The organism is Streptomyces sp. NPDC051172, assembly GCF_040682555.1.
Lineage (GTDB): Bacteria > Actinomycetota > Actinomycetes > Streptomycetales > Streptomycetaceae > Streptomyces.
This window is the reverse complement of sequence record NZ_JBFBBE010000013.1, coordinates 1-19,728: the sequence shown is the minus strand read 5'-3', so window position 1 is coordinate 19,728 and position 19,728 is coordinate 1. Positions and strand designations below refer to the sequence as shown.

The 19,728-nt window shown below is 69.6% G+C and carries 15 protein-coding genes and 1 pseudogene; 15 read left to right on the top strand and 1 reads right to left on the bottom strand.

Annotation, left to right across the window (positions count from 1 at the left end):
- Window positions 1–83: 83 nt before the first annotated feature.
- Window positions 84–1,046 (bottom strand): NAD-dependent epimerase/dehydratase family protein, encoded by a 963-nt coding sequence (locus tag AB0N07_RS10310; protein WP_365833804.1) that lies wholly within the window; start codon window positions 1,044–1,046, stop codon window positions 84–86.
- Between the two features lie 249 nt (window positions 1,047–1,295).
- On the opposite strand from AB0N07_RS10310, the pseudogene AB0N07_RS10305 reads away from it, so the two are divergent.
- The 15 genes and pseudogenes from AB0N07_RS10305 to pepN all read left to right on the top strand — a co-directional run.
- Window positions 1,296–1,904: pseudogene (locus tag AB0N07_RS10305) on the top strand (ScbR family autoregulator-binding transcription factor); the annotation flags it as partial.
- Between the two features lie 401 nt (window positions 1,905–2,305).
- Window positions 2,306–3,616 (top strand): peptidogalycan biosysnthesis protein, encoded by a 1,311-nt coding sequence (locus AB0N07_RS10300; RefSeq protein ID WP_365833803.1) that lies wholly within the window; start codon window positions 2,306–2,308, stop codon window positions 3,614–3,616.
- Window positions 3,617–3,697: 81 nt separating this feature from the next.
- Complete coding sequence (locus tag AB0N07_RS10295) at window positions 3,698–5,014, top strand: ATP-grasp domain-containing protein (RefSeq protein ID WP_365833802.1); 1,317 nt, start codon at window positions 3,698–3,700, stop codon at window positions 5,012–5,014.
- A gap of 68 nt (window positions 5,015–5,082) precedes the next feature.
- Complete coding sequence (locus AB0N07_RS10290) at window positions 5,083–5,271, top strand: lysine biosynthesis protein LysW (RefSeq protein WP_365833801.1); 189 nt, start codon at window positions 5,083–5,085, stop codon at window positions 5,269–5,271.
- A complete protein-coding gene (locus AB0N07_RS10285) occupies window positions 5,268–6,152 on the top strand; it encodes a RimK family alpha-L-glutamate ligase (protein ID WP_365833800.1) in 885 nt (294 codons plus the stop codon). The genes AB0N07_RS10290 and AB0N07_RS10285 overlap by 4 nt, the downstream gene beginning before the upstream one ends.
- Before the next feature lie 26 nt (window positions 6,153–6,178).
- Window positions 6,179–6,820, top strand: a complete 642-nt coding sequence (locus tag AB0N07_RS10280) for a degT/DnrJ/EryC1/StrS aminotransferase (protein WP_365833799.1) — start codon at window positions 6,179–6,181, stop codon at window positions 6,818–6,820.
- A complete protein-coding gene (locus AB0N07_RS10275; RefSeq protein ID WP_365833798.1) occupies window positions 6,817–8,136 on the top strand; it encodes a DegT/DnrJ/EryC1/StrS family aminotransferase in 1,320 nt (439 codons plus the stop codon). Before AB0N07_RS10280 ends, AB0N07_RS10275 begins: the two co-directional genes overlap by 4 nt.
- The gene (gene argC, locus AB0N07_RS10270; protein ID WP_365833797.1) at window positions 8,129–9,172 is read left to right on the top strand and encodes an N-acetyl-gamma-glutamyl-phosphate reductase; all 1,044 of its coding nucleotides are present in this window, start codon (window positions 8,129–8,131) and stop codon (window positions 9,170–9,172) included. Before AB0N07_RS10275 ends, argC begins: the two co-directional genes overlap by 8 nt.
- Window positions 9,169–11,019 (top strand): M20/M25/M40 family metallo-hydrolase, encoded by a 1,851-nt coding sequence (locus tag AB0N07_RS10265; RefSeq protein WP_365833796.1) that lies wholly within the window; start codon window positions 9,169–9,171, stop codon window positions 11,017–11,019. Before argC ends, AB0N07_RS10265 begins: the two co-directional genes overlap by 4 nt.
- Window positions 11,016–11,816 (top strand): thiamine pyrophosphate-dependent enzyme, encoded by an 801-nt coding sequence (locus AB0N07_RS10260; protein WP_365833795.1) that lies wholly within the window; start codon window positions 11,016–11,018, stop codon window positions 11,814–11,816. Before AB0N07_RS10265 ends, AB0N07_RS10260 begins: the two co-directional genes overlap by 4 nt.
- Window positions 11,813–12,751 carry a transketolase gene (locus tag AB0N07_RS10255; RefSeq protein WP_365833794.1) on the top strand — a complete coding sequence of 313 codons (939 nt, stop codon included), beginning with the start codon at window positions 11,813–11,815 and terminating at the stop codon, window positions 12,749–12,751. The genes AB0N07_RS10260 and AB0N07_RS10255 overlap by 4 nt, the downstream gene beginning before the upstream one ends.
- A 93-nt stretch (window positions 12,752–12,844) precedes the next feature.
- Entirely contained in the window at window positions 12,845–14,473 is a 1,629-nt protein-coding gene (locus AB0N07_RS10250; protein WP_365833793.1) for an ABC transporter substrate-binding protein, read from the top strand.
- Window positions 14,474–14,493: 20 nt separating this feature from the next.
- Complete coding sequence (locus tag AB0N07_RS10245) at window positions 14,494–15,735, top strand: MFS transporter (protein ID WP_365833792.1); 1,242 nt, start codon at window positions 14,494–14,496, stop codon at window positions 15,733–15,735.
- Window positions 15,732–17,069: a hypothetical protein gene (locus AB0N07_RS10240; protein WP_365833791.1), complete on the top strand. Its 1,338-nt coding sequence runs from the start codon at window positions 15,732–15,734 to the stop codon at window positions 17,067–17,069. Before AB0N07_RS10245 ends, AB0N07_RS10240 begins: the two co-directional genes overlap by 4 nt.
- Window positions 17,070–17,076: 7 nt before the next feature.
- A complete protein-coding gene (gene pepN, locus AB0N07_RS10235; RefSeq protein WP_365833790.1) occupies window positions 17,077–19,653 on the top strand; it encodes an aminopeptidase N in 2,577 nt (858 codons plus the stop codon).
- The last annotated feature ends 75 nt before the right edge of the window (window positions 19,654–19,728 follow it).

Sequence of the window (19,728 nt, the reverse complement as noted above, 5' to 3'; positions counted from 1 at the left end):
GCTGAACTATGGCGTGGGGCGGGAGACTTGAGGGTCTTCCGCCCCACGGCTGTGTTTCACGTGAAACACGTCTGGCGGCGTGGTCACCTCGCGGGCGGCGTCCGCGGTGTCAGCGCCTTTCGGTACCACGGGGCTGCCTCGCTCAGCCTGGTCCGGTGTCCGGGTCCGGGGGTGCAGTCGGCGCGGGACCAGAGCGGGGAGCGGTACCAGCGGTCCTCTGCGAGCAGCGCGGCTTGGTGTGCGCTGACTCTTCCCGGTGTCGTGTGCAGGCGGGTCAGGTAGTCGTCGAGGGGAAGGCCGTCCTGGGGGACTGTGAGGTCGAGCGTTTCGCCGAGCAGGGCGACGAACTCGCGCAGTGTCGGTACGTGGGGATGGGCGGCGTGGTGCACGGTGCCGGGTGGGGTGTGCTCGGGTGTGCGGGCGAGGGTGGCCAGCAGTCGGGCCAGGTCGTCGATCGCCACGAGTGACAGGCGGGCCCGGCCGTTTTCCGGCAACGCCGGTACGCGCTGCAGGAGTTCGGTGACGGCGGGGACGAACCATCTGTCGCCGGCGCCGTAGACGAGTGGTGGTCTGAGTACGGTGCCGCCGGCGGCGAGTACGGCTTGCTCGGCCTGTAGCCGGGTGCGGCTGGTGGCGGAGGCGGGGTCGGGAGTGCGTTGGTGTTCGGTGAGGTCGCGGTGTGGTCCGGTGCCGTAGACGGCGGTGGTGCTCACCAGGAGGGTGCGGTGGACGTGGGCGCGTTCCGCCTCGGCGAGCAGGGCGTGGGTGCCGTCTACGTTGACGGCCCGGCATGTGTCTTCGTCGGCGCCGATGTGTGAGGCGCAGTGGAGCACGGTGTGTATGCCGTGGCAGATGTCCCGCAGGGAGGCCGGGTCGGTGAGGTCTCCCGTGAGGTACTCGACGCCGGGCACCGCGCCGGAGGCCTCCGGTATGCGTCTGACCAGTGCCTTCACCTCGCCGGGCTCGGGTGGCCGGTCTGCGGTCAGGGCCCGCAGGGCGGCCGAGCCGATGAACCCGGTGCCGCCCACGACAAGGATCTTGTCCATGCCCAGATGGAACGCCGTCGGCTGCTTGCCCCGCAAGCGGCGGACGGAGTGGCGCCGGAAACCAGACCGCTCGGCCTCTTTTTCCTGGGGAGGCTATGGCGTGAGTCACGTGGTGCGTACCACCGCCGCTTCGGCATGGGCCGCTGAGGAAGGCGCCGCTCCTTGTGCTTCCACCGGCGGAAAGGCCACGGAAACAGACCGCGTGGTTGGGTAGGGTGGGTGCAGCAGGCACGCCCCGGAGGGAAAGCAATGGCCAAGCAGGCTCGCGCGGTGCAGACCCGGCGCTCGATCGTGGAAGCCGCAGCGAGTGTGTTCGCCGAGTACGGCTACGAACGCGCGGCCACCTCGGAGATCCTGCGGCGGGCGAATGTCACCAAGGGTGCGATGTACTTCCACTTCCCGTCGAAGGAGTCGCTGGCCCAGGCGATCATGGATGAGCAGACCGGTCTGGTCAGGGTGGAGCACCGGCTCTCGCCCTTGCAGTCGATCATCGACATCACGCACCAGTTCGCCCATGTGCTGCGCCACGACGCTCTTGCCAGGGCGGGGACGCGGCTGTCCATAGAAGGTGTCTTCTTCAACGGCACGCACCCGTGGGGTGACTGGTTCGATCTCACCGCCCGGCTGCTGAGCGAGGGGCAGACGCAGGGTGAGGTGCTCCCCCAGGTCGTGCCCAGGGAGACTGCGGAGTTCGTCGTCGCCACGTTCACCGGCGTCCAGTTGGTGTCGGAGGCCATCAACCGGCGAGCGGATCTGCGTGGGCGGGTTGCGGTGATGTGGCGTCACATTCTGCCGTCCGTTGCCCATCCGGCCGCGATCTCGCGCCTGCGCCCGGAGGGCGCCACCGATCCGGCGGCTTCGACGGCGCGGGCCGAGGACCGGGCCGAGGCCGACATCCAGGTCGGGGCCGTCACCGGCTGACCAGGGCGCTCGGCCGTCCGCAGCGGCGCCCGGCAGCCCGAGCGCCGGCCAGGTGGTGTCGGTCGCGGTACCGAGAAATCGCATGGTCGCCGTCTGGCGGACCCGCGAAGCCGATCCCCGGCGACTTACCGGGCATCGGCGCATCGGATGCGTGGCGGGGCGGCGACGAGGTGCGGTTCGGCGGTGGCGCTCCGGCGCCCACGGCCCAGTCCGCCGCCCGTGACCCCTCGGTATCGGAACGGGACGTGATGGGGAACGGCGTGCGCGACCTTTGGGTTGTCGGTCGGGCCGAACGCGGCGGAGCGCCGACCCACACTTCCCGACCGTGAGGCGTACCCGTGATACCACAGAATTTCGCCACCACAGGCTTTGAAGACTGGCACGACATTCAGGTGACGAATGTTCCATTTCAGGAGACATTCCGTGCCGCTGAGGAAGTGGGCATGGCACCCGGCGAGGCATCGGATTCTGCCGTGACCACACCCGCTGTATTCGACAGCCCCACTGGCGGTGCTTCCGCTGTGGAATGGGAAGATCTTGCCGGCGGCCGCTTGTACTCCTCGTACGACTGGCTGCGCTTCTGCGCCACCGACATCGGGGGCACCACGATGACGGGTGCGGTACACACTGAGGACGGTGCTGTGCCGGTGACCGCCATCGTGGATGAGCCCAACTCCTTCTACCAGTGGCACACACAACTCGCGGCGAAAGGACTGCCGGCCCCTTCACCGGCCGGTCTGCTCGTCGGCCAGCGCCGTGGTTACCAGACACATCTGCTGACCCGGGTCGGGGTCAGTTCGGAAAAGGCAGCAGCCGGATTGCTGCACGGTGTGCGTGAAACGGCTGCGTCACTCTCCGAGAACCCGCTGCTTCCCGGCATCGGGGCCGGCCCCGTACCTGCTGTGGCCAGTTTCCTGACCACAGGTGATGCACTTGCCCTGCGTGCGGCAGGGGTTCGTACGACGCCGGTCCTCCTCACCACCGACGCCTGGGTGTCAGTGCCGGAGGGCGGGTGGGCGGAGTGGCTGCGCAGTCTGCCGTCGAAGGGACGGCGGGACTCCGTCAAGCAGGAGGTCAAGGCCTTCGAAGCGGCGGGTTACACACTCACGCAGGCTCCGTTGTCGGAGTGCTACGCGCAGGCAGCCGGCTTGCTCGCCGACACCCAGAAGCGGTACGGGCATCCGTTCGATCTCGCAGTGCTCACCGAGTCTTTCCGGCTGCAGAGCGTGGCCATGGGGGAAAAGGCGCAGGTCCTTTTCGCAGCCCGGCCCGGTGAGCGGCCGGTCGGCTTCTCTCTTTTCTATGTGCACGGTGACACGCTTTCCGTGCGAGCAGTCGGATTCGACTACGAGCGGCTTGTGCGGGGCGCCGCCGAGTACTTCAACCTCGTCTACTACGCATCGGTGCGCATCGCGGTCGAGAACGGACTGCGATGGATTCACCCGGGAATCGAATCACCCGATGCCAAGGCGCTGCGCGGCGCTCGGCTGAGGCCGCTCTGGCTGCTGGATGTCAGCGAGGAAAGCGTCCTTGCGGGCCATGACGCGGAAATCCGCGCACACAACGCCGAAAAGGTCACGGAACTTGCCGCGATCTCGCCTGCAGTGGCCAAGGCGTTGCAGACCGATCTGTTCGATCCCTTCTGCTGAAGCCTGGGTCTCCTGCCGACTTCGGTGGTTACCCCGTCATTGCCCGCCGTCGTTCCACAACTACGAGAAAGGTGTCCACTCGTGGCCGCTATTGTCCCCTCCGAGGCTTCGGCTCTGCCCCAGGCCTTCCTCTTCATGGGCGACCTGGTCGTGCTGGCCCGCCAGGGCCGTCTTGTCGAAGAGGCTGCTCGGCGTGGCCTGGTTCCGCTTGCGGTCGTGTCCGAGGGCACGGACATGGCTCGGCTGGAGGCGGCGCGAGAAGACGCCGACCATCCGCTGAGCGCACTGGTCGAGGTCGTTCAGGTCAAGGACGCCGGCATCGTCTCGGTGCTTCCGGCTGTACAGCCTCTCCTGCGCCGCTACTCGGTGCGCGGCGTCATCTCCGTGGGAGAGGTCTTCGTCGAACCGGCCGGTGTGCTCGCGGACTGCCTCGGCCTGCCCGGTGCCGGATCCGCAGCCTCTGTGATCTGCCGCAACAAGCTGCTGCAGCGCACGGCCGTGCCCGAGTACGCACCGCGCTGGCAGGTCGTACCGACCGACGAGCGTGCCTCCTTCGCGCTGTCAGCCGACGCCTTCCCGGCCGTGGTCAAGCCCGCCGGCCGCTTCTACAGCTCCGGGGTGCGCGAGGTCCACAACCAGGCTGAACTCGCTGATGCGCTCGGGCAGTTCGGCGTCGACGAGATCTCCCTGGTGGAAAGCCGGGTGGTGGGCCGGGAGTTTTCCGTCGAGGCTCTGGTGCAAGACGGCGGGGTGCTGTGGTCCGGCGTCACCGGCAAGGAGACCAACGAGCACGAAGGCCCCTATTTCACCGAGCTGAGCCACACCAGTCCGGCGTCGATCAGCGAGGACGAGCGAGTCGCTCTGACCGCTGCCAACAGGCAAGTCCTGCGACGGGTCGGAGTACGCGACGCCATCACTCATGCCGAGTACAGGCTCACCCCGGACGGTGACGTCGTGCTCATGGAGGTCGCGGTCCGCCTTCCGGGCGACGCCATCACCTTCCTGTGGGAGCTGGCCACCGGCGAGCCGGTGGAGAACGTGATGCTCGACCTGGCCCTGGGCATTCCGACGTCCTACCCGGTTCCGCGCCGTCGAGCCCGGCAGCACTTCCTCGACCATCCGCACGGCCGACTGCGCGATGTCTCCGCCGACGGCGTGCCGGTCGACTGGCCGAGCCGGGACGACGCGTGGCCGTTCTTCGTGCCCGCTCCCGCGGCCGACGCGGGCAGCGCACGCGGAGTCCTGGTCGGCCGGCTGCCCGGCGATGTGCTCGGGCCGCAGCTGGACTCCGGCCACCGGTCGGCGTCCGTGATCGTCGACGCCCCGCTGGACGAGGACATCGATCTCGTCACGAAGCGGGCCGTCGCCTTGGTGTCGTTCGACGTCGAGCCCGTCTGACCGGTCCGACGACGTGTGCGACACCACAGCTCATCCGAGAGAAACCGAGAAATCCGAGAGGAATCGACATGACCACTGCCATTGCCACGCCGCAGTGCCTGGTGTGTGACAGCGAGTTCGACATCGACCCGGGCTGGGAGCGGGGCGAGATCGTCGAGTGCGGTGCGTGCGGCCAGGAACACGAGCTGGTCGAGAAGACCGACGTGCTGCTCCGCGTCGAGCTGGCCCCCGAGGTCGAGGAGGACTGGGGCGAGTGACTTCTCCCGAGGCGGACGTTCTGCTGTCCGTCACCATGCTGCGGCCCGACGAGAAGCTGCTCCTGACGGCTCTGCGCGCCGCGCAGGTGCCGGTCCGTACGGTGCTGCTGGGTGACATGGCACAGGTTCTGGCGGGGCACACGGCCCCGCCGGGCCTGGCCCTGATCCGCAATCTGTCCCACCGTGAGGCCATCGGAGTGGCCCGACGCCTCCAGCTCGCCGGCGTTCCCACACTGAACCGCGCGGACACCATCGAGATATGCAATGACAAGGGCCTGCAGGCCCTGCTCTTCGCCCGGCACGCCATACCCCATCCCGTCTCGTTGCACGCCTACGGCTACGAACAGGTGCGGGAGGCGGTGACCGAGCTGGGGTTTCCCGCCGTCCTCAAACCCGTCAGCGGGTCCTGGGGCCGGGGTGTCACCAGACTGTCCGACGAGGGGTCCGTGGAGGCATGGATCGGAGGCCGTGAATCGGCCGACGCCGCCGGCAAGTTGTTCCCCGTCCTCGTGCAGGAACACATTGACAAGCCCGGTCATGACCTGCGTGTCGTCGTCGTGGGCCGGACACCGGTGGTGGCCATCCAGCGCGTGTCGGACGACTGGCGCACCAACACGCATCTCGGCGCCACGGTCAACCGGGTGGAGATCAGCGACCGGATGGCTCATCTGTGTGCACAGGTCGTGGACGCCTTGGGCGAGGGCTTCTACGGCATCGACCTGGTGGAGGACCGGACGACGGGCCGCCTGCTGGTGCTGGAGGTGAACGCCAACCCGGAGTTCGCCCGTTCCTCGGCGCAGCACGGCGTGAACATCGCCGACCATCTGGCCGCCTACGTCGCCGAAAAGTACAGCAGTCCCACCGTCCCTCTGGCCGCGTGACAGGCGCGGAAAACCGGCGAGGAGCCATGGAACTATTCGACACAGCCACCGTGCTGACCCGGGTCATGACCACTGGTGTGGTCATGAGCATCGAAAGGAGCGACCGGGAACTTCCAGGCCTGGAAAGGCTGCTGAAGAGCCAGTCGGGCCGTGCCCACGCCGTGCTGGTCAACAGCCGCAGCGCCGCGGTGCACGCTGCACTGGCGGGTCAGGGGATCGGTCACGGCGACGAGGTCCAGTTGTCCGATCCGAGTGCCAAGGACCGAGCGTTCCTCGCCTGGCTCGGCATCACCGTACGGGACGGGGCACCAGCCGGCACCGCTCCCGTCTACGAGGCCGTCTCCCTCACTCCCGGCAACGCCGACCGGGTGGCCCAGCTGACGCGCGCGTCCACGGCCGGCGCGCTGGTCGTGGATCTCACGGACCTCGGCTTCGGCCCCGCCGCCGCGGTGCTCACCGACGACGAGCAGGTGTGGGCCCGGGCCGAGCGGCTGAAGATCTTCGGCGCATACGACCTGCGCACCATGTGGACGCAGCAGGAGGACGCGGCGGATCTCGTCCCCGGTGTCCAGTTCAACTACCGCCTCAGCCCCCTTGTCGCGGCCTGCGTTCGCATGGCCGTCAACCAGGCGGTCCGGACCACCACAGTCACCGGAGTCGCTCAGTGATCACCGATTTCCCGAACCGTCCCCTGCCGTTGCCCGACCCGGCCGATGTCGACGCCGAACTCGCGGCACTCGGCGGCGGCCAGATGATCCCGAAGGATCTTCGCAGGTCCGTCTTCCCGGTCATCACGAAGGAAGACATCTTCAACATGCTGCTGGCTCAGCGGGTCGAGCCGCAGCAGGTGGTCGCCGACTTCGCGGAGTCCTACCGGCGCTACGTCGGCGCCGCCCACGCCCTGCCCACCGCAAGCGGCACCTCCAGCCTGCACCTGGCGCTGGTCGGCGCCGGAGTGCAGCCGGGTGACGAGGTCATCGTCCCGGCCTTCACCTTCATCGCCACCGCGCAAGCCGTCGTCGCAGCGCACGCGATACCCGTCTTCGTGGACATCGACCCACGCACGTACTGCATGGATCCGCAGGCGGCTGCCGCCGCGGTCAACGGGCGTACCAAGGCGATCATGCCGGTGCACGTGCACGGTCTGCCGGCGGACGTACCGGCCCTGCGTGCCCTGGCGGACAGGCACGGCATCGCCCTGGTGGAAGACGCCTCGCACGCGCACTCGGCGACCATCGGCGGCCAGGTGGCAGGCTCGTTCGGTGACGCCGCGGGCCAGAGCCTGATGGCCGACAAGAACTTCCCGCTCGGCGGCGAGGGGGGCATCGCCTTCTTCAAGGAGGCGGAGTCCTACGAGCGCGCAGCCGACTACGTGCGGCGTCACGGTATCGATTACGAGATGTCCTGGGTGGCGGCGGCCTTCGGCGCGAGCCAGCTCAAGCGCCTGCCGTACTACGACGAGATCCGGGCCCGCAACGCGGCACTGCTCGCCGAGGCTCTGGACGGTACGGGCTTGTTCCTGGCCCCCTACGTTCCCGAGGGCCACGTGCACGCGTACAACATGTACCGCGTCTCGCTGCACCCCGAACAGATCGGTCTCGACGACCTGCCGGTGTGGGCGGTGAAGGAGGCAGTGCACGAACTGCTGGTCGCCGAGGGCGTGCCCGCCCGCGAGTGGCAGAACACCCCGATCCCGTGCCATCTGCCCTTCCGGCACCGGACCGGTTTCGGCAACGGCTATCCCTTCACGCTCAACCCGGGCGCGGTGCGCGACCACCGGCCCGAGGACTTCCCGGTGACCCTGGCGATGCTGGAGAGCACCTTGGTCCTCTGCCGTGAGCTGCGCTCTCCGGTGGAGTACGAGCGGGCGCTGCGGTACGCCGACGCGTTCCGCAAGGTGGCACGCCGCCCCGACGCCATCCGCAAGCTGGTCTCGGAGGGCGACTACCGCCGTCCGCAGGAGAAGGCGGCCCGCCTTGGCTGACAACAAGATCACAGTCGCCGTCATCGGTGCCAGCGGTTACACGGGCGGCGAGGTGATCCGGCTGCTGCTGGACCACCCCGGTGTCGAACTGGCCTTCCTGTCGGCCGAGCGCAACGCCGGCGTAGCGGTGGGCGCCGTCCATCCCTGGCTGCGCAACCATCCCGCGGTCGCGCAGCTGAAGTTCCGGCCGCTGGACGAACTGGAGGACGTCGACATCGCGTTCGGCTGCCTGCCCACCGGCGCCCTGCCGGCCCGGCTGCCGATCATCGCCGAGCGGGCCAAGCGGGTGCTGAACCTCGCGGGAGACTTCAGGCTGCGTGACCCGCAGGAGATCGAGCGGCACTACCCGAAAACCGCACAGCACCCCCCGCTCGAGGACTTCGCCTACTTCGTGCCGGAGCTGTCCGGCGGCGTGCCGGAGAGCCGGTTCATCAACCTGCCCGGATGCATGGCGGTGGCCACGCTCTATGGCCTGTACCCGCTGTTCGCCGAGAACCTGGCGGTCGACCGGGTGATCGTGGACGCCAAGACGGGCTCGACCGGTGGCGGGCGAGGAGGCAGCGAACCGCCGGCCGAGCGGTCCGGCAACTTCCGGGTGCACAAGCTGCACGGCCACCGGCACACCCCCGAGATCCACCAGGCCCTGGCGGACTTCACAGGCGCCTCGATGGACCTGCAGTTCTCCACGCACAGTCTGGATGTACCGCGCGGCATCCTGGTCACCGGCTACGCCCGGCTGCGCGACGGTGTGCGACCGCTGGACGTCAAGCGCGCCTACGCCAAGGCGTACGTCAACAGGCCGTTCGTGCGCGTACGCCCGGCGCCCAAGGCCCCGCAGGACTTTCCGATGCTCAAAGCGGTCGTCGGCTCCAACGTCGCGGAGGTCGCCATCTCGGTCCGGGACGGTGAGTGCGTCAGTGTCGCCGCGCTGGACAACCTCATCAAGGGTGCTGCCGGCCAGGCCATTCAGACCATGAACCTGATCAGCGGCTTCGACGAAGCCGCGGGGCTGCCGCGCACGGCGGTGTCGCCGTGAAGCCGCTGTACGTGGTCAAAGTGGGCAGCGCCACCCTCGACCGAGGCGACATCCACCAGGAGGTGGCGGCGCTGGTCGCCCGTGGCGCCCGGGTGTTGCTGGTGGCCGGCGGCGCCGTCGGCATCGAGCGGCACTATCGCTCGATCGGCCGTCCCATGCCGCAGCTGCGGCTGCCGGGCGGCGACCTGGTGCGCTACTGTCCGCCGGCCGAAATGCCGCACCTGATCGACGCCTACGAGCGCGTCACCCTGCCCACCGTCGTCGCCGGTCTGGAGGCGCTGGGACTCGGCGTCTTCGCCTGCGTCGCCGCACGCGGCGGACTCGTCACCGGACGGGCCAACCGCCCGTTGAAGGCCGTCACCGACGAGGGCAGGGCCGTCGTGGTCCGCGACCACCGTGCCGGGACACCGGACGGGGTCGACACCGGACGGCTCAACGCACTGCTCGATGCCTACGACGTGGTGTGCCTGTCGCCCCCCGTGGGAGACCGGGACGGTGGCGCACCGCTCAACGTCGATGCCGACGTGCTGGCGGCAGCACTCGCCAACGCGCTGCACGCCGATCACCTGCGGCTGGTCACCGGTACGGCCGGCCTCCTCACCGACCCGTCCGACCCGGCCTCGACCCTGCTCCACGCCCACCCGGGCGAAGCCGGGCGCTTCGCTGGGGGGCGCATGCGGCAGAAGGTGCGGGCTGCCGAACTCGCTCTCGACGGCACCGCCGACGTCGCCATCACCGGTCCGCACACCCTGGCCGATCCGTCCGGCTGGACCCGGTTCTGGCGGACACCGGAACCGGCACCCGATCTGAGACTGATCAGCCACGCGGTCGGCATCCCCTCGGTCTCGGGCGACGAACGGGAACTGGCGGAGTACCTGCGCCAGTGGTGCACGGAGCGCGGCATCGAGGCGAGTGTGGACGAGGCCGGGAACCTCGTCGCCACCCGCGGCTCCGGCACGCGGCGGTTGCTGCTGCTCGGCCACCTGGACACCGTGCCGCACGGATGGCCCGTCGAGTGGCGGGACAACGAACTGTGGGGACGCGGCAGCGTGGACGCCAAGGGCAGCCTGGTCAACTTCCTGGAGGTGCTGGCCGCCGCCGACATCCCGGCCGACGGGCAACTGCGGGTGGTCGGTGCGGTCGAGGAGGAGATCTCCTCCTCGAAGGGTGCCTACCACGTCCGCGACCACTACCCTGCCGACGCCGTCGTGATCGGCGAGCCCAGCGGCTCCGGGACCCTCACCCTGGGGTACTACGGCCTGTTCAAGCTGCGCGTCACCGTGGCCGTGGCCAGCGGTCACTCGGCGGGCATGGAAGCGGTCTCGGCGCCCGACGCGTTGCTGCGGGTCCTCGCGGACCTGCGCGCCACGGTCTGCGCCCAGGCACCGGAGGCACTCAGCGCCGTCATCGACATCGCCTGCCGCACCGGGCGAGAGCGGCACGAGGCCGTGGGTGTGCTGAACTTCCGGGTCCCGCCGGGCGCGGCCCTGGAGCATCTGCGCAAACTCGTGGGCGACCATGCCTCGGACGACGTGCGCATCGAGGTGCTGCGGGCCACTCCCGGCGTGGCCATGGGGCGTACGAGCGCACTGTCGAAGGTCTTCGCCCGTGCCTTCGGCGCGGCGGGCATCCGTCCGCGCCACGTGCTCAAGAAGGGCACGTCCGACATGAACACCCTGGCGACCACCTGGAGTGACGTCCCCATGGTGGCGTACGGGCCCGGCGACTCGGCGCTCGACCACACCGACGTCGAACATCTCACTGCGGAGGACTACCGGACCGCACGGACGGTGCTGAGTGATGCCGTCGCCCGGTGGTTCGCCCTCCCGGAAGGCAGTCAGCGATGATCACGGCCGAGCGCCCGACGGAGTCGGAGTTGTCCCACCGGGCCTACCGTGCACGGCAGTTGGTGGTCGACATGGCGGCCGGGCCCCGCGGCTGCCACCTGGGCGGCAGCCTGTCCGTGCTCGACATCCTCATCGCCGCCCTGGACCGCGCCGCGCGCGGCGACGGCACGGAGGTCGTACTCAGCAAAGGGCATGCGGCAGCTGGTCTGTATGCCGCGCTGCACGTCAGCGGTGTGCTGCCGGAGAATCCCGCGCCGTTGTACGGACAAGCGGGCCAGCCGTACACCGGCCACCCCGGTCCCAAGGTGCCGGGAGTCCGCTTCCCCACCGGCAGTCTGGGCCACGGCGTGCCGTACGCGGCCGGCTGGGCCATGGCCCGCAAGCTCGCCGGCCGCGGCGGGCTCGGCATCGCCGTCGCGGGCGACGGCGAGCTGCAAGAGGGGCTGGTCTGGGAGACCTGCCAGGTCGCCGCAGCCCGGCAACTCGGCAACTTCGTACTCGTTGTGGACCGAAACGGCGGTCAGAACGACGGCATGGTCGCCGACATTTCCCCAATGCCCCGGCTGGCCGAGCGCTTCGAGAGCTTCGGCTTCGACGTCGTCGAGACGGACGGCCATGACGTCGCCGGGCTTGCGGCGCTCTTCGCCGCGGACCGGACGGGCTCGCCGCAGCCACTCGCGGTGATCGCCGACACCGTCAAGGGCAAGGGCCTGCCCCCGGTCGAGGGCCGGGCCAACTCGCACTACGTCACCATCGACGCCACGCGCGCCGCCAAGTGGAAGCGGATGATCCGATGACCCTGTCCGGACGCGATGCCTACCGAGCGGAGCTGACCGCGCTTGCCGCCGAGGATCCGCGCATCGTCTGTCTCGAAGCCGACCTCGGAGGAAAGGGCCACCCCTTCCAGGAAGCGTTCCCCGAGCGGTTCTTCAACCTCGGTATTGCCGAAGGCGCCATGGTGGACATGGCCGCGGGTCTGGCCGCGGCGGGGCTGAAGCCGTTCGTCTCCACCTTCGCGCCGTTCGCGGCGCTGCGCGCGGCGGAGAGCCTGAAACTCGCCCTGGGGTACCTGGCGGCAGGGGTTGTCGTCGTGGCCCCCTACGCCGGGGTGTCCGGCGCCTGGTTCGGCACCACTCATCACTGTCTTGAGGATCTGGCCGTCCTGCGCAGCATTCCCGGGGTGACGATCGCCGCGCCGTACGGCGAGGAGGACATGCGTACGGTCGTACGCGCCGCCGCCGAGTCCGGGCGGCCGCACTACATCAGGACGGGCAGGAACGCCGCCTATCGGAGTCTGCCCCGGACGACGGACGCCCTGCCCCTGGTGAACTGGGCCAGGTACAGCGATCCCGACGCTCCGTGCCTCGTCTCGGTCGGCGAGGAGGGGGCCCGTCTGGCGCTTGCCGTGTCCGAGCACCGTCCCGAACTCGCCCACGCCCATCTCACCTATCTGGACCGCGAGCACCTGGCGCTCGCGGCGCAGGAACTGGGCGACCGGCACCGCGCCTTCCTGGTCGTCGAGGAGCACCGGCAGGAAGGCGGAGTGGCCGAAGCGCTGGCCCTGCTGATGCCCCGGGGCGAGGTCCACGGCGCCAACGCCGGTGCGCACTGGCCCGCGGAGGGCGGCGACCACCAGCAGGTGCTGGCCCGAATCGGGCTCGACCTGGCCGATGTGCTGGCGGCGGTCGACGGCAGGCTGCCGGCACTCGCCGGACGGCTCGTCGTGCACTAGCGAGTCCTCACGAGAACCCGGCCGGGCGGCGGTTTCACCCGCCCCGCATCGAACGACGCCCCACCTTCAACGTCCCGTACACAGGAGTCTTTCGTGTCCTCCCAGCTTGTCATCGACCACGACGGCCAGACCCCCGTCCCGGCCCCCGAGGTGCCGGGCGCCCGGCGGGGCGGCCGGCTCACCCTGCTCGCCGATGCACCCCCCGAGCACATGGATCCCGGGCAGATGTACATCGGGACCACCCTCGGTGTGGCCACCGGGCTGTTCCACCGGACCCTGACCGGCTACCTCGAAAGTCATGACGGCAGCCCCCGCGCGCTGGTGGGCGACCTCGCCACGGACACCGGCCGCACGGTCGACGGCGGCACCACCTGGACCTACACCCTGCGCGAGGGGCTGAAGTTCGAGGACGGCACCGCCATCACCTCCTACGACGTCGCGCACGCGATCGCGCGTTCCTTCGGCCCCGACGGCGTGTACGGGCCCCAGTTCATCCAGCAGGCGCTCGACCCCGGCCGCAGCTACCGGGGGCTGCAGGACGGTGAGACGCCCCCTGGGCTGAGTACGCCTGACGCACGCACCCTGGTCTTCACTCTCGCCGAGCCGGATCCCCGCTTCCCCTTCCTCGCCACCACCACGACGACCACCCCCGTCCCCCGGGACCGCGACACCGGCGCCGGCTATGAGACATCCTGGCTGTCCACCGGACCGTACCGGGTAAGGGAGTTCGTGCCCGGTGCCCACTACCTGCTGGAGCGCAACCCCCACTGGGACCCGGGCACCGACCCGATCCGGCACCAGTACCCGGACGAGGTCTACTGGGAGTTCGGCGTCGCCCGCGACCGGCAGACCGAGCGTCTGCTGTCACCCCTCGGCGCTGACCGCAGCGCGGTGGCCACGTTCGACGTCGCAGAGGACAAGGTCGCGGCCGTCCAGGCCGACCCGGAGCTGCTCGGCCGAGTGGTCGCGGGGCCCTCCGCCTACCTCCAGTACGTGTACATCAACACCCGGCGGGTGACCGACGTCGACATCCGCAGAGCCCTCAACCACGCGTTCGACCGGGAGGCCTGCGTCACACTGGCCGGCGGCGAGGCCGGGGCCCAGCCGGCCACCACCATCCTCGCCCCGATGGTCCCCGGACACCGCTCCTTCGACGCCTACCCGGCGGGCGGACAGGGTGATCCGTTGAAGGCCAAGGAACTGCTGGCCGACAAGGAACTGCGGCCGCTGGTCTTCGCCTACCCCGACACCGCACCCAACGCGCCCGTGGCGCCGGCCGTCAAGCGGGCGCTGGAGGCCGCCGGATTCGAGATCGAGCTACGCCCGGTCGACAAGGCGAGCTTCTACAGCGTGATGGGGGACGCCGACAACGACTGCGACCTCATCTACGGCGTGTGGGGCCCCGACTTCCCCGATGCCTCCGGCGTCTTCGACGTCCTCTTCCGCGGCGACCGGCTGACCGACAGCGGCAACATGAACCTGTCGTACTTCGACGACCCGGCCGTGACCGAGGAGATCCAGCGGCTCGGCCGCATGCCCGACCGCGCGGCGGCAGCAGAGGGCTACGCCGCTCTCGACGAGCGGCTCATGGCCGAGCATGCGCCGGTCATCCCCGTCTACTACAAGCGGCAGTTCACGCTGTTCGGCCCTGACGCACACGGCCTGTTCCTCAGTGCGCAGTACTTCGTGCCCAACCTGACCCGCGCCCACGTCGCGGTCTGACCGCTGCGAGAGGAGACCCCATGACCACCCCGCCACGACTGCGCGCCGCCGCGGAACGGAACTTCGGCGGCCTGCCCCGGTCCTTCTGGATCCTGTTCGCGGGCATGATCGCCAACAGGGTCGGGACGATGGTCGTCCCGTTCCTGGTCTTCTTCCTGGGCTCGCGCGGCATCTCCACCGCGCAGACGGGCACCATCGTCGTTTCCCTCGGCCTCGGAGGCATGTTCGGTCCCGTGCTGGGCGGTCTGCTCGCGGACCGCATCGGACGGCGCCAGGCGGTGCTCATCGGCCTGGTCGCCACACCGGCCGGGCTCGGGGCGCTGTACGCGGCTCCCGGTGCGGGCACCCTGGCGGTCGCCGCCGCCTTGCTGGGGCTCATGTCGAGCATCTACCGCCCCGCCGCTTCCGCCCTGGTCGGCGATGTCGTCGACACAGAACACCGGGGCAAGGCGTTCAGCCTGCTGCACTGGGGATTCAACATCGGCACCGCGGTGGCCAGCGCCGGCGCCGGGTATCTGGCAGGGCGCGGCTTCTGGCTGCTCTTCCTGCTCGACGGCCTGACCTGCCTGGCCTACGCGGTCATCGTGGTGCGCGGCATCCCGAAGGACCTGCCGCGTCCCGCGGCGCCCAAGGACAAGGGCGGTGCGGGCTACGGCGTCGTCCTGCGCGACCGGCTCATGCTGGCTCACATGGGGCTGAGCGCCCTCGGCATCACGATCTACACGATGACCGAGTTCGCCATCCCGCTGGCGATCCGCGACGACGGCCTGTCACCCGCGGTCTACGGGCTCGTGGGAGTCGCCAACGCCGTGATCGTCATCGCCTGCCAACCGCTGATCTACGGGCGGCTCGCCCGTCTGCCCCGCATCAAGGTGCTGGCGTTGTCGTGGGCGCTCATCGGCGTGGGAGTCGCCACGACCGGACTCGCCCACCGGCCCTGGCAGTACGTCCTGACCGTGATCGTCTGGTCGATCGGTGAAGTGGTCAACGGCGTGGTGGCCGGCGCGATCGTGACCGACCTCGCCCCGGAGGAGGCCCGCGGCCGCTACCAGGGCGCCCTCGCATGGGTCTGGCAGTTCGCGCGCCTCGTCGCCCCTGCGTCGGCCACCGCGCTGTTCAGCACGGTCGGGCCCACGGCGCTGTGGTCCTCCTGCGCCGTGCTCGGCCTGTTCACCGCCGGGGCCACCCTCTCTCTGGCAGGCCCCGTCGCCCGACGTGTCAGTGCATCCCCCGTTGAGAACAAGACCCTGGAGACCGCGTGAACACCCAGCGCCCCACCGACCCGTCCGCCGCGTACAACCAGCGGGAAGACCTGCGCCACCTCGTCGGGGAGATCGACCGACACCCTTCGTTGCGCAACTGGACCGGGTCGTATCTTCCGCGACCGCTGTTCGTCGAGCACCGCCAGATCCTGGAGTTCAGCGACGACGTCCAGTGCCTCTTCGAACTGATCACATCGCTGCCGCAGCGGATGTTCGACGGCGATCTGGACGCCTACGTCAGCGCCCTCGGCATCGACGAAGGCCGCTCGCGGCTGATCCGTTCGCTCGGCGGTATCAAGCCGCCCTGCTACGGACGTGCCGACATGTACCACGACGGCACCTCTTTCAAGCTCCTGGAGATGGGCATCGCCAGTGAGGTCGGCGGTGCGGACCGAGCCGGTGAGATCCCGAGCGCGCTGATGGAGAACGACGCCTTCGCCGGCTTCGCGACCGAGCACGGCCTCGGCTACACCCACACGGGACGTGAGGTCGCCGAGACCCTGCGCGCCGCGGGTTCGGGCATCGCGGCGGACCCGGTCGTGGCGCTGCTGGAGGGACCTGGTGGTCTGGCGAACTACGCAAGCCACTGGAACACCTTCCGCGACGTGATGCGTGGCTTCGGCCTCGACTTCCACGTCGCGGAGATCGGCGATGTCGCGGAGCGCGGCGGCAAGCTCTACCTCGGTGAGACCGGAATCGACGTCGTCCTGCGCTGCTTCACGGTCGAGGAGATCATCGGCGACGAACAGGGTTTCTCCCTGGTGGAGCCGGTGCTGCGGGCGCACCGGGAGGGAGGCACAGTGCTCTTCACCCCGCTGGAGAGCAACCTGTTCGCGAACAAGGGCGCGCTCGCGCTGCTGTCCGATCCGCACCGGCGTTCTCTGTTCACCGCCGACGAGCTGGACGTCGTGGACCGTGTGCTGCCCTGGACCCGCTCCCTCAAGGGGGCCTCCAGCCTGGCGGATGACGAACTGGTCGGGCACGCCCGGGAACACCGCGACCAGCTGATCCTCAAGCCCAACGGCTACTACGGCGGCGTCGGCGTCATCGCCGGCTGGTCCGTCGACGACGACACCTGGTGGCGGGCCCTGAAGGACGGGGTGGCCGACGGCTGTGTCATCCAGCAGCGTGTCGTCCCGCGTTCCGAGCCCGTCGTCGATCCGGAGACGGGCGTTCAGGAGCCCTGGCAGGCGGCCTGGGGCCTGTTCTACACGCCGCGCGGTTACGCGGGGGCCTACGCGCGGGCCGTACCGGCCTTCGAGAGCCCCGTGATCGGCGTCACCGCCTACAAGAACACCAGGACGGCCGGCGTCTTCCACTACGGAGAGGACTGATCACCTCGTGGCAGGCAACCTGACGCACGAGGAAGCACGCCGCCGTGCCGAACTGCTGCGCGTGGACTCCTACCGGGTCGGTCTGGACCTGACCCGGGGCCCGGACACGTTCGAGTCGACCACCACCGTGCGTTTCACGTGTGCTGAGCCGGGCGCTGCCACGTTCCTCGAACTGGCCGACGCCGAGGTGCTCGGCGTCGTCCTCAACGGGGAGCGGCTGGACCCTCGCTACGAGGGAGGCCGAATCACGCTGTCCAACCTGCGGGCGGACAACGAGGTACGCGTCGTGGCGGCCTGCCGCTACACGCACAGCGGGGAAGGGCTGCATCGATTCGTCGACCCGGAGGACGGCCAGGCCTACCTCTACAGCCAGTTCGCGACAGCCGATGCGCACCGGGTGTTCGCCTGCTTCGATCAGCCCGATCTCAAGGCGCGCTTCGAACTGACCGTGGTGGCACCCGACGGCTGGGAGGTGGCGTCCGCCACGGTGCCGGAGCGCGTCCGCGGGGCGGAGGCGTCCGGCTCCACCTGGCGCTTCCCCGCGTCCGCGCCGTTGCCCACCTATGCGCTGGCCGTCGTGGCCGGTCCCTATCACGTCGTCACGGACCGGTATGTGGGGCCGGAGGGAACGGAGATCCCGCTCCGTCTGCTGTGCCGGGCCTCGCTGGCCGCAGATCTTGACGCCGACGTTCTGTTCGACATCACCCGTCGTGGCTTCGGCTTCTTCCACGACCTGTTCCGGATGCCCTACCCCTTCGCGAAATACGACCAGGTCTTCGCGCCGGAGTTCAACCTGGGCGCCATGGAGAACGCGGCCTGCGTCACCCTGAACGAGAAGTACGTGTTCGGTTCGGCTCCGACCGGCCTGTTGCGGGAGCGGCGTGCGGAGACGCTGCTGCACGAGATGGCCCACATGTGGTTCGGTGACCTCGTCACCATGCGGTGGTGGGACGACCTGTGGCTCAACGAGTCCTTCGCCACCTATACCGGAGTGCTGGCGCAGAGCGAGGTCACCGAGTGGACGGGCGCGTGGACGACGTTCGCCAACCTGCGCAAGACGGAGGCCTACCGGCAGGACCAGCTGCCGTCCACGCACCCGATCGCCGCTGAGATCCCGGACGTTGCCGCGACGGAGGTCAACTTCGACGGCATCACCTACCTCAAAGGCGCCTCCGTCATCAAGCAGTTGGTGTCCTACGTCGGCCGTGACCACTTCGAAGAGGCGATACGACGGTATGTGCGGCGGCACGCCTGGAACAACACCCGGCTCGGGGATCTGCTCGCGATGCTGGAGGAGACGTCCGGGCGGGATCTCGCCACCTGGTCGAAGGAGTGGCTGGAGACCGCGGGAGTCAACACGCTCAGGCTGGAGTACGACTGCGGTCGGGACGGGCGGCTGAGCAGGTGCACGGTTGTCCAGCAGGCACCGGACCGCAATCCGGTGCTCCGCGCGCAACGGGTGGCCGTGGGTCTCTACGAGCATGCCCCCGAAGGGCTGGTGCGCCGCAGGCGTATCGAGCTGGACATCGCCGGCGAACGCACGGAAGTGGCCGAACTCGTGGGCGACGAGCCCCCGGCCCTGATGCTGCTGAACGACGACGATCTGGCCTACGCGAAGGTGAGACTCGACGACCGGTCGCTGCGCACCGTGCTGGGGCGTCAGGGTGGGGGCGGGAGTGTCCGCGGCGTCTCGGAGATCCGCAATCCACTGGCCGCGGTACAGGTGTGGTCGATCCTGTGGGACATGACACGGGACGGCGAACTGCCCGCGCGCGATTACGTGAAGCTCGTCGCCGACAGCCTTCCGACGGTGACCGACGCGAGCCTCGCCCAGACGCTGGGTGAACGAGCCCGGACAGCGGTGTACGACTACGCCGCACCCGGCTGGCGCGACAGCGGCCTCGGACTCCTCGCGCGGACGGCATACACCCTGCTGCGCGGCGCCGAGCCCGGATCCGAGCTGTACCTCGTCCATCTGAACGCGTTCGTCTCCACTGCCCGTTCCGCCGAGCAGGTGGCCGTGCTGCGCGGCATGCTCGACGGTGAGTCCGCCCTGGACGGGGAGCTGCGGTGGACGCTACTGCGCCGTCTGATCGTCATCGGCGAACTGGGAGCGCCGGACATCGACGCGCAGCAGCAGCGGGACCCGTCGGCCACGGGAGACCGGCACGCGGCGGCGTGCCGCGCGGCGATCCCCACACGGCAGGCCAAGGCCGAGGCCTGGCACAGGCTGCTGACCGGTGAACTGACCGGTGGCCCCTTCCGAGGCACCCTCGAAGGTCTCACCGAGCCCGATCACCGACACCTGCTGACCGACTTCGAGGAGGCGTACTTCGAAGTCGTCGGCCGGGTGTGGAACGAACTGTCAGGTGGCCGGGCCCAGCGCTTCGTGCGTGAGGCGTTTCCCATGGGTTCCCTCAGCGAGCGAACCGTCACCGCGGCCCGGGACCGGATGGCCCGTCCCGGCACTCCGGCGCCACTGCGACGATTGCTGGCGGAAGGGCGCGACGACCTGCAACGGGCTCTCCGGGCCAGACACCGGGATGAGACGGCCCACCCCTGCGACCGGAATGAGGACCACTGATGGAGTCGGCCGAGATTCGCCGCCGCTGGCTGAGCTTCTTCGAGGAGCGCGGTCACACCGTCGTCCCTTCGGCGT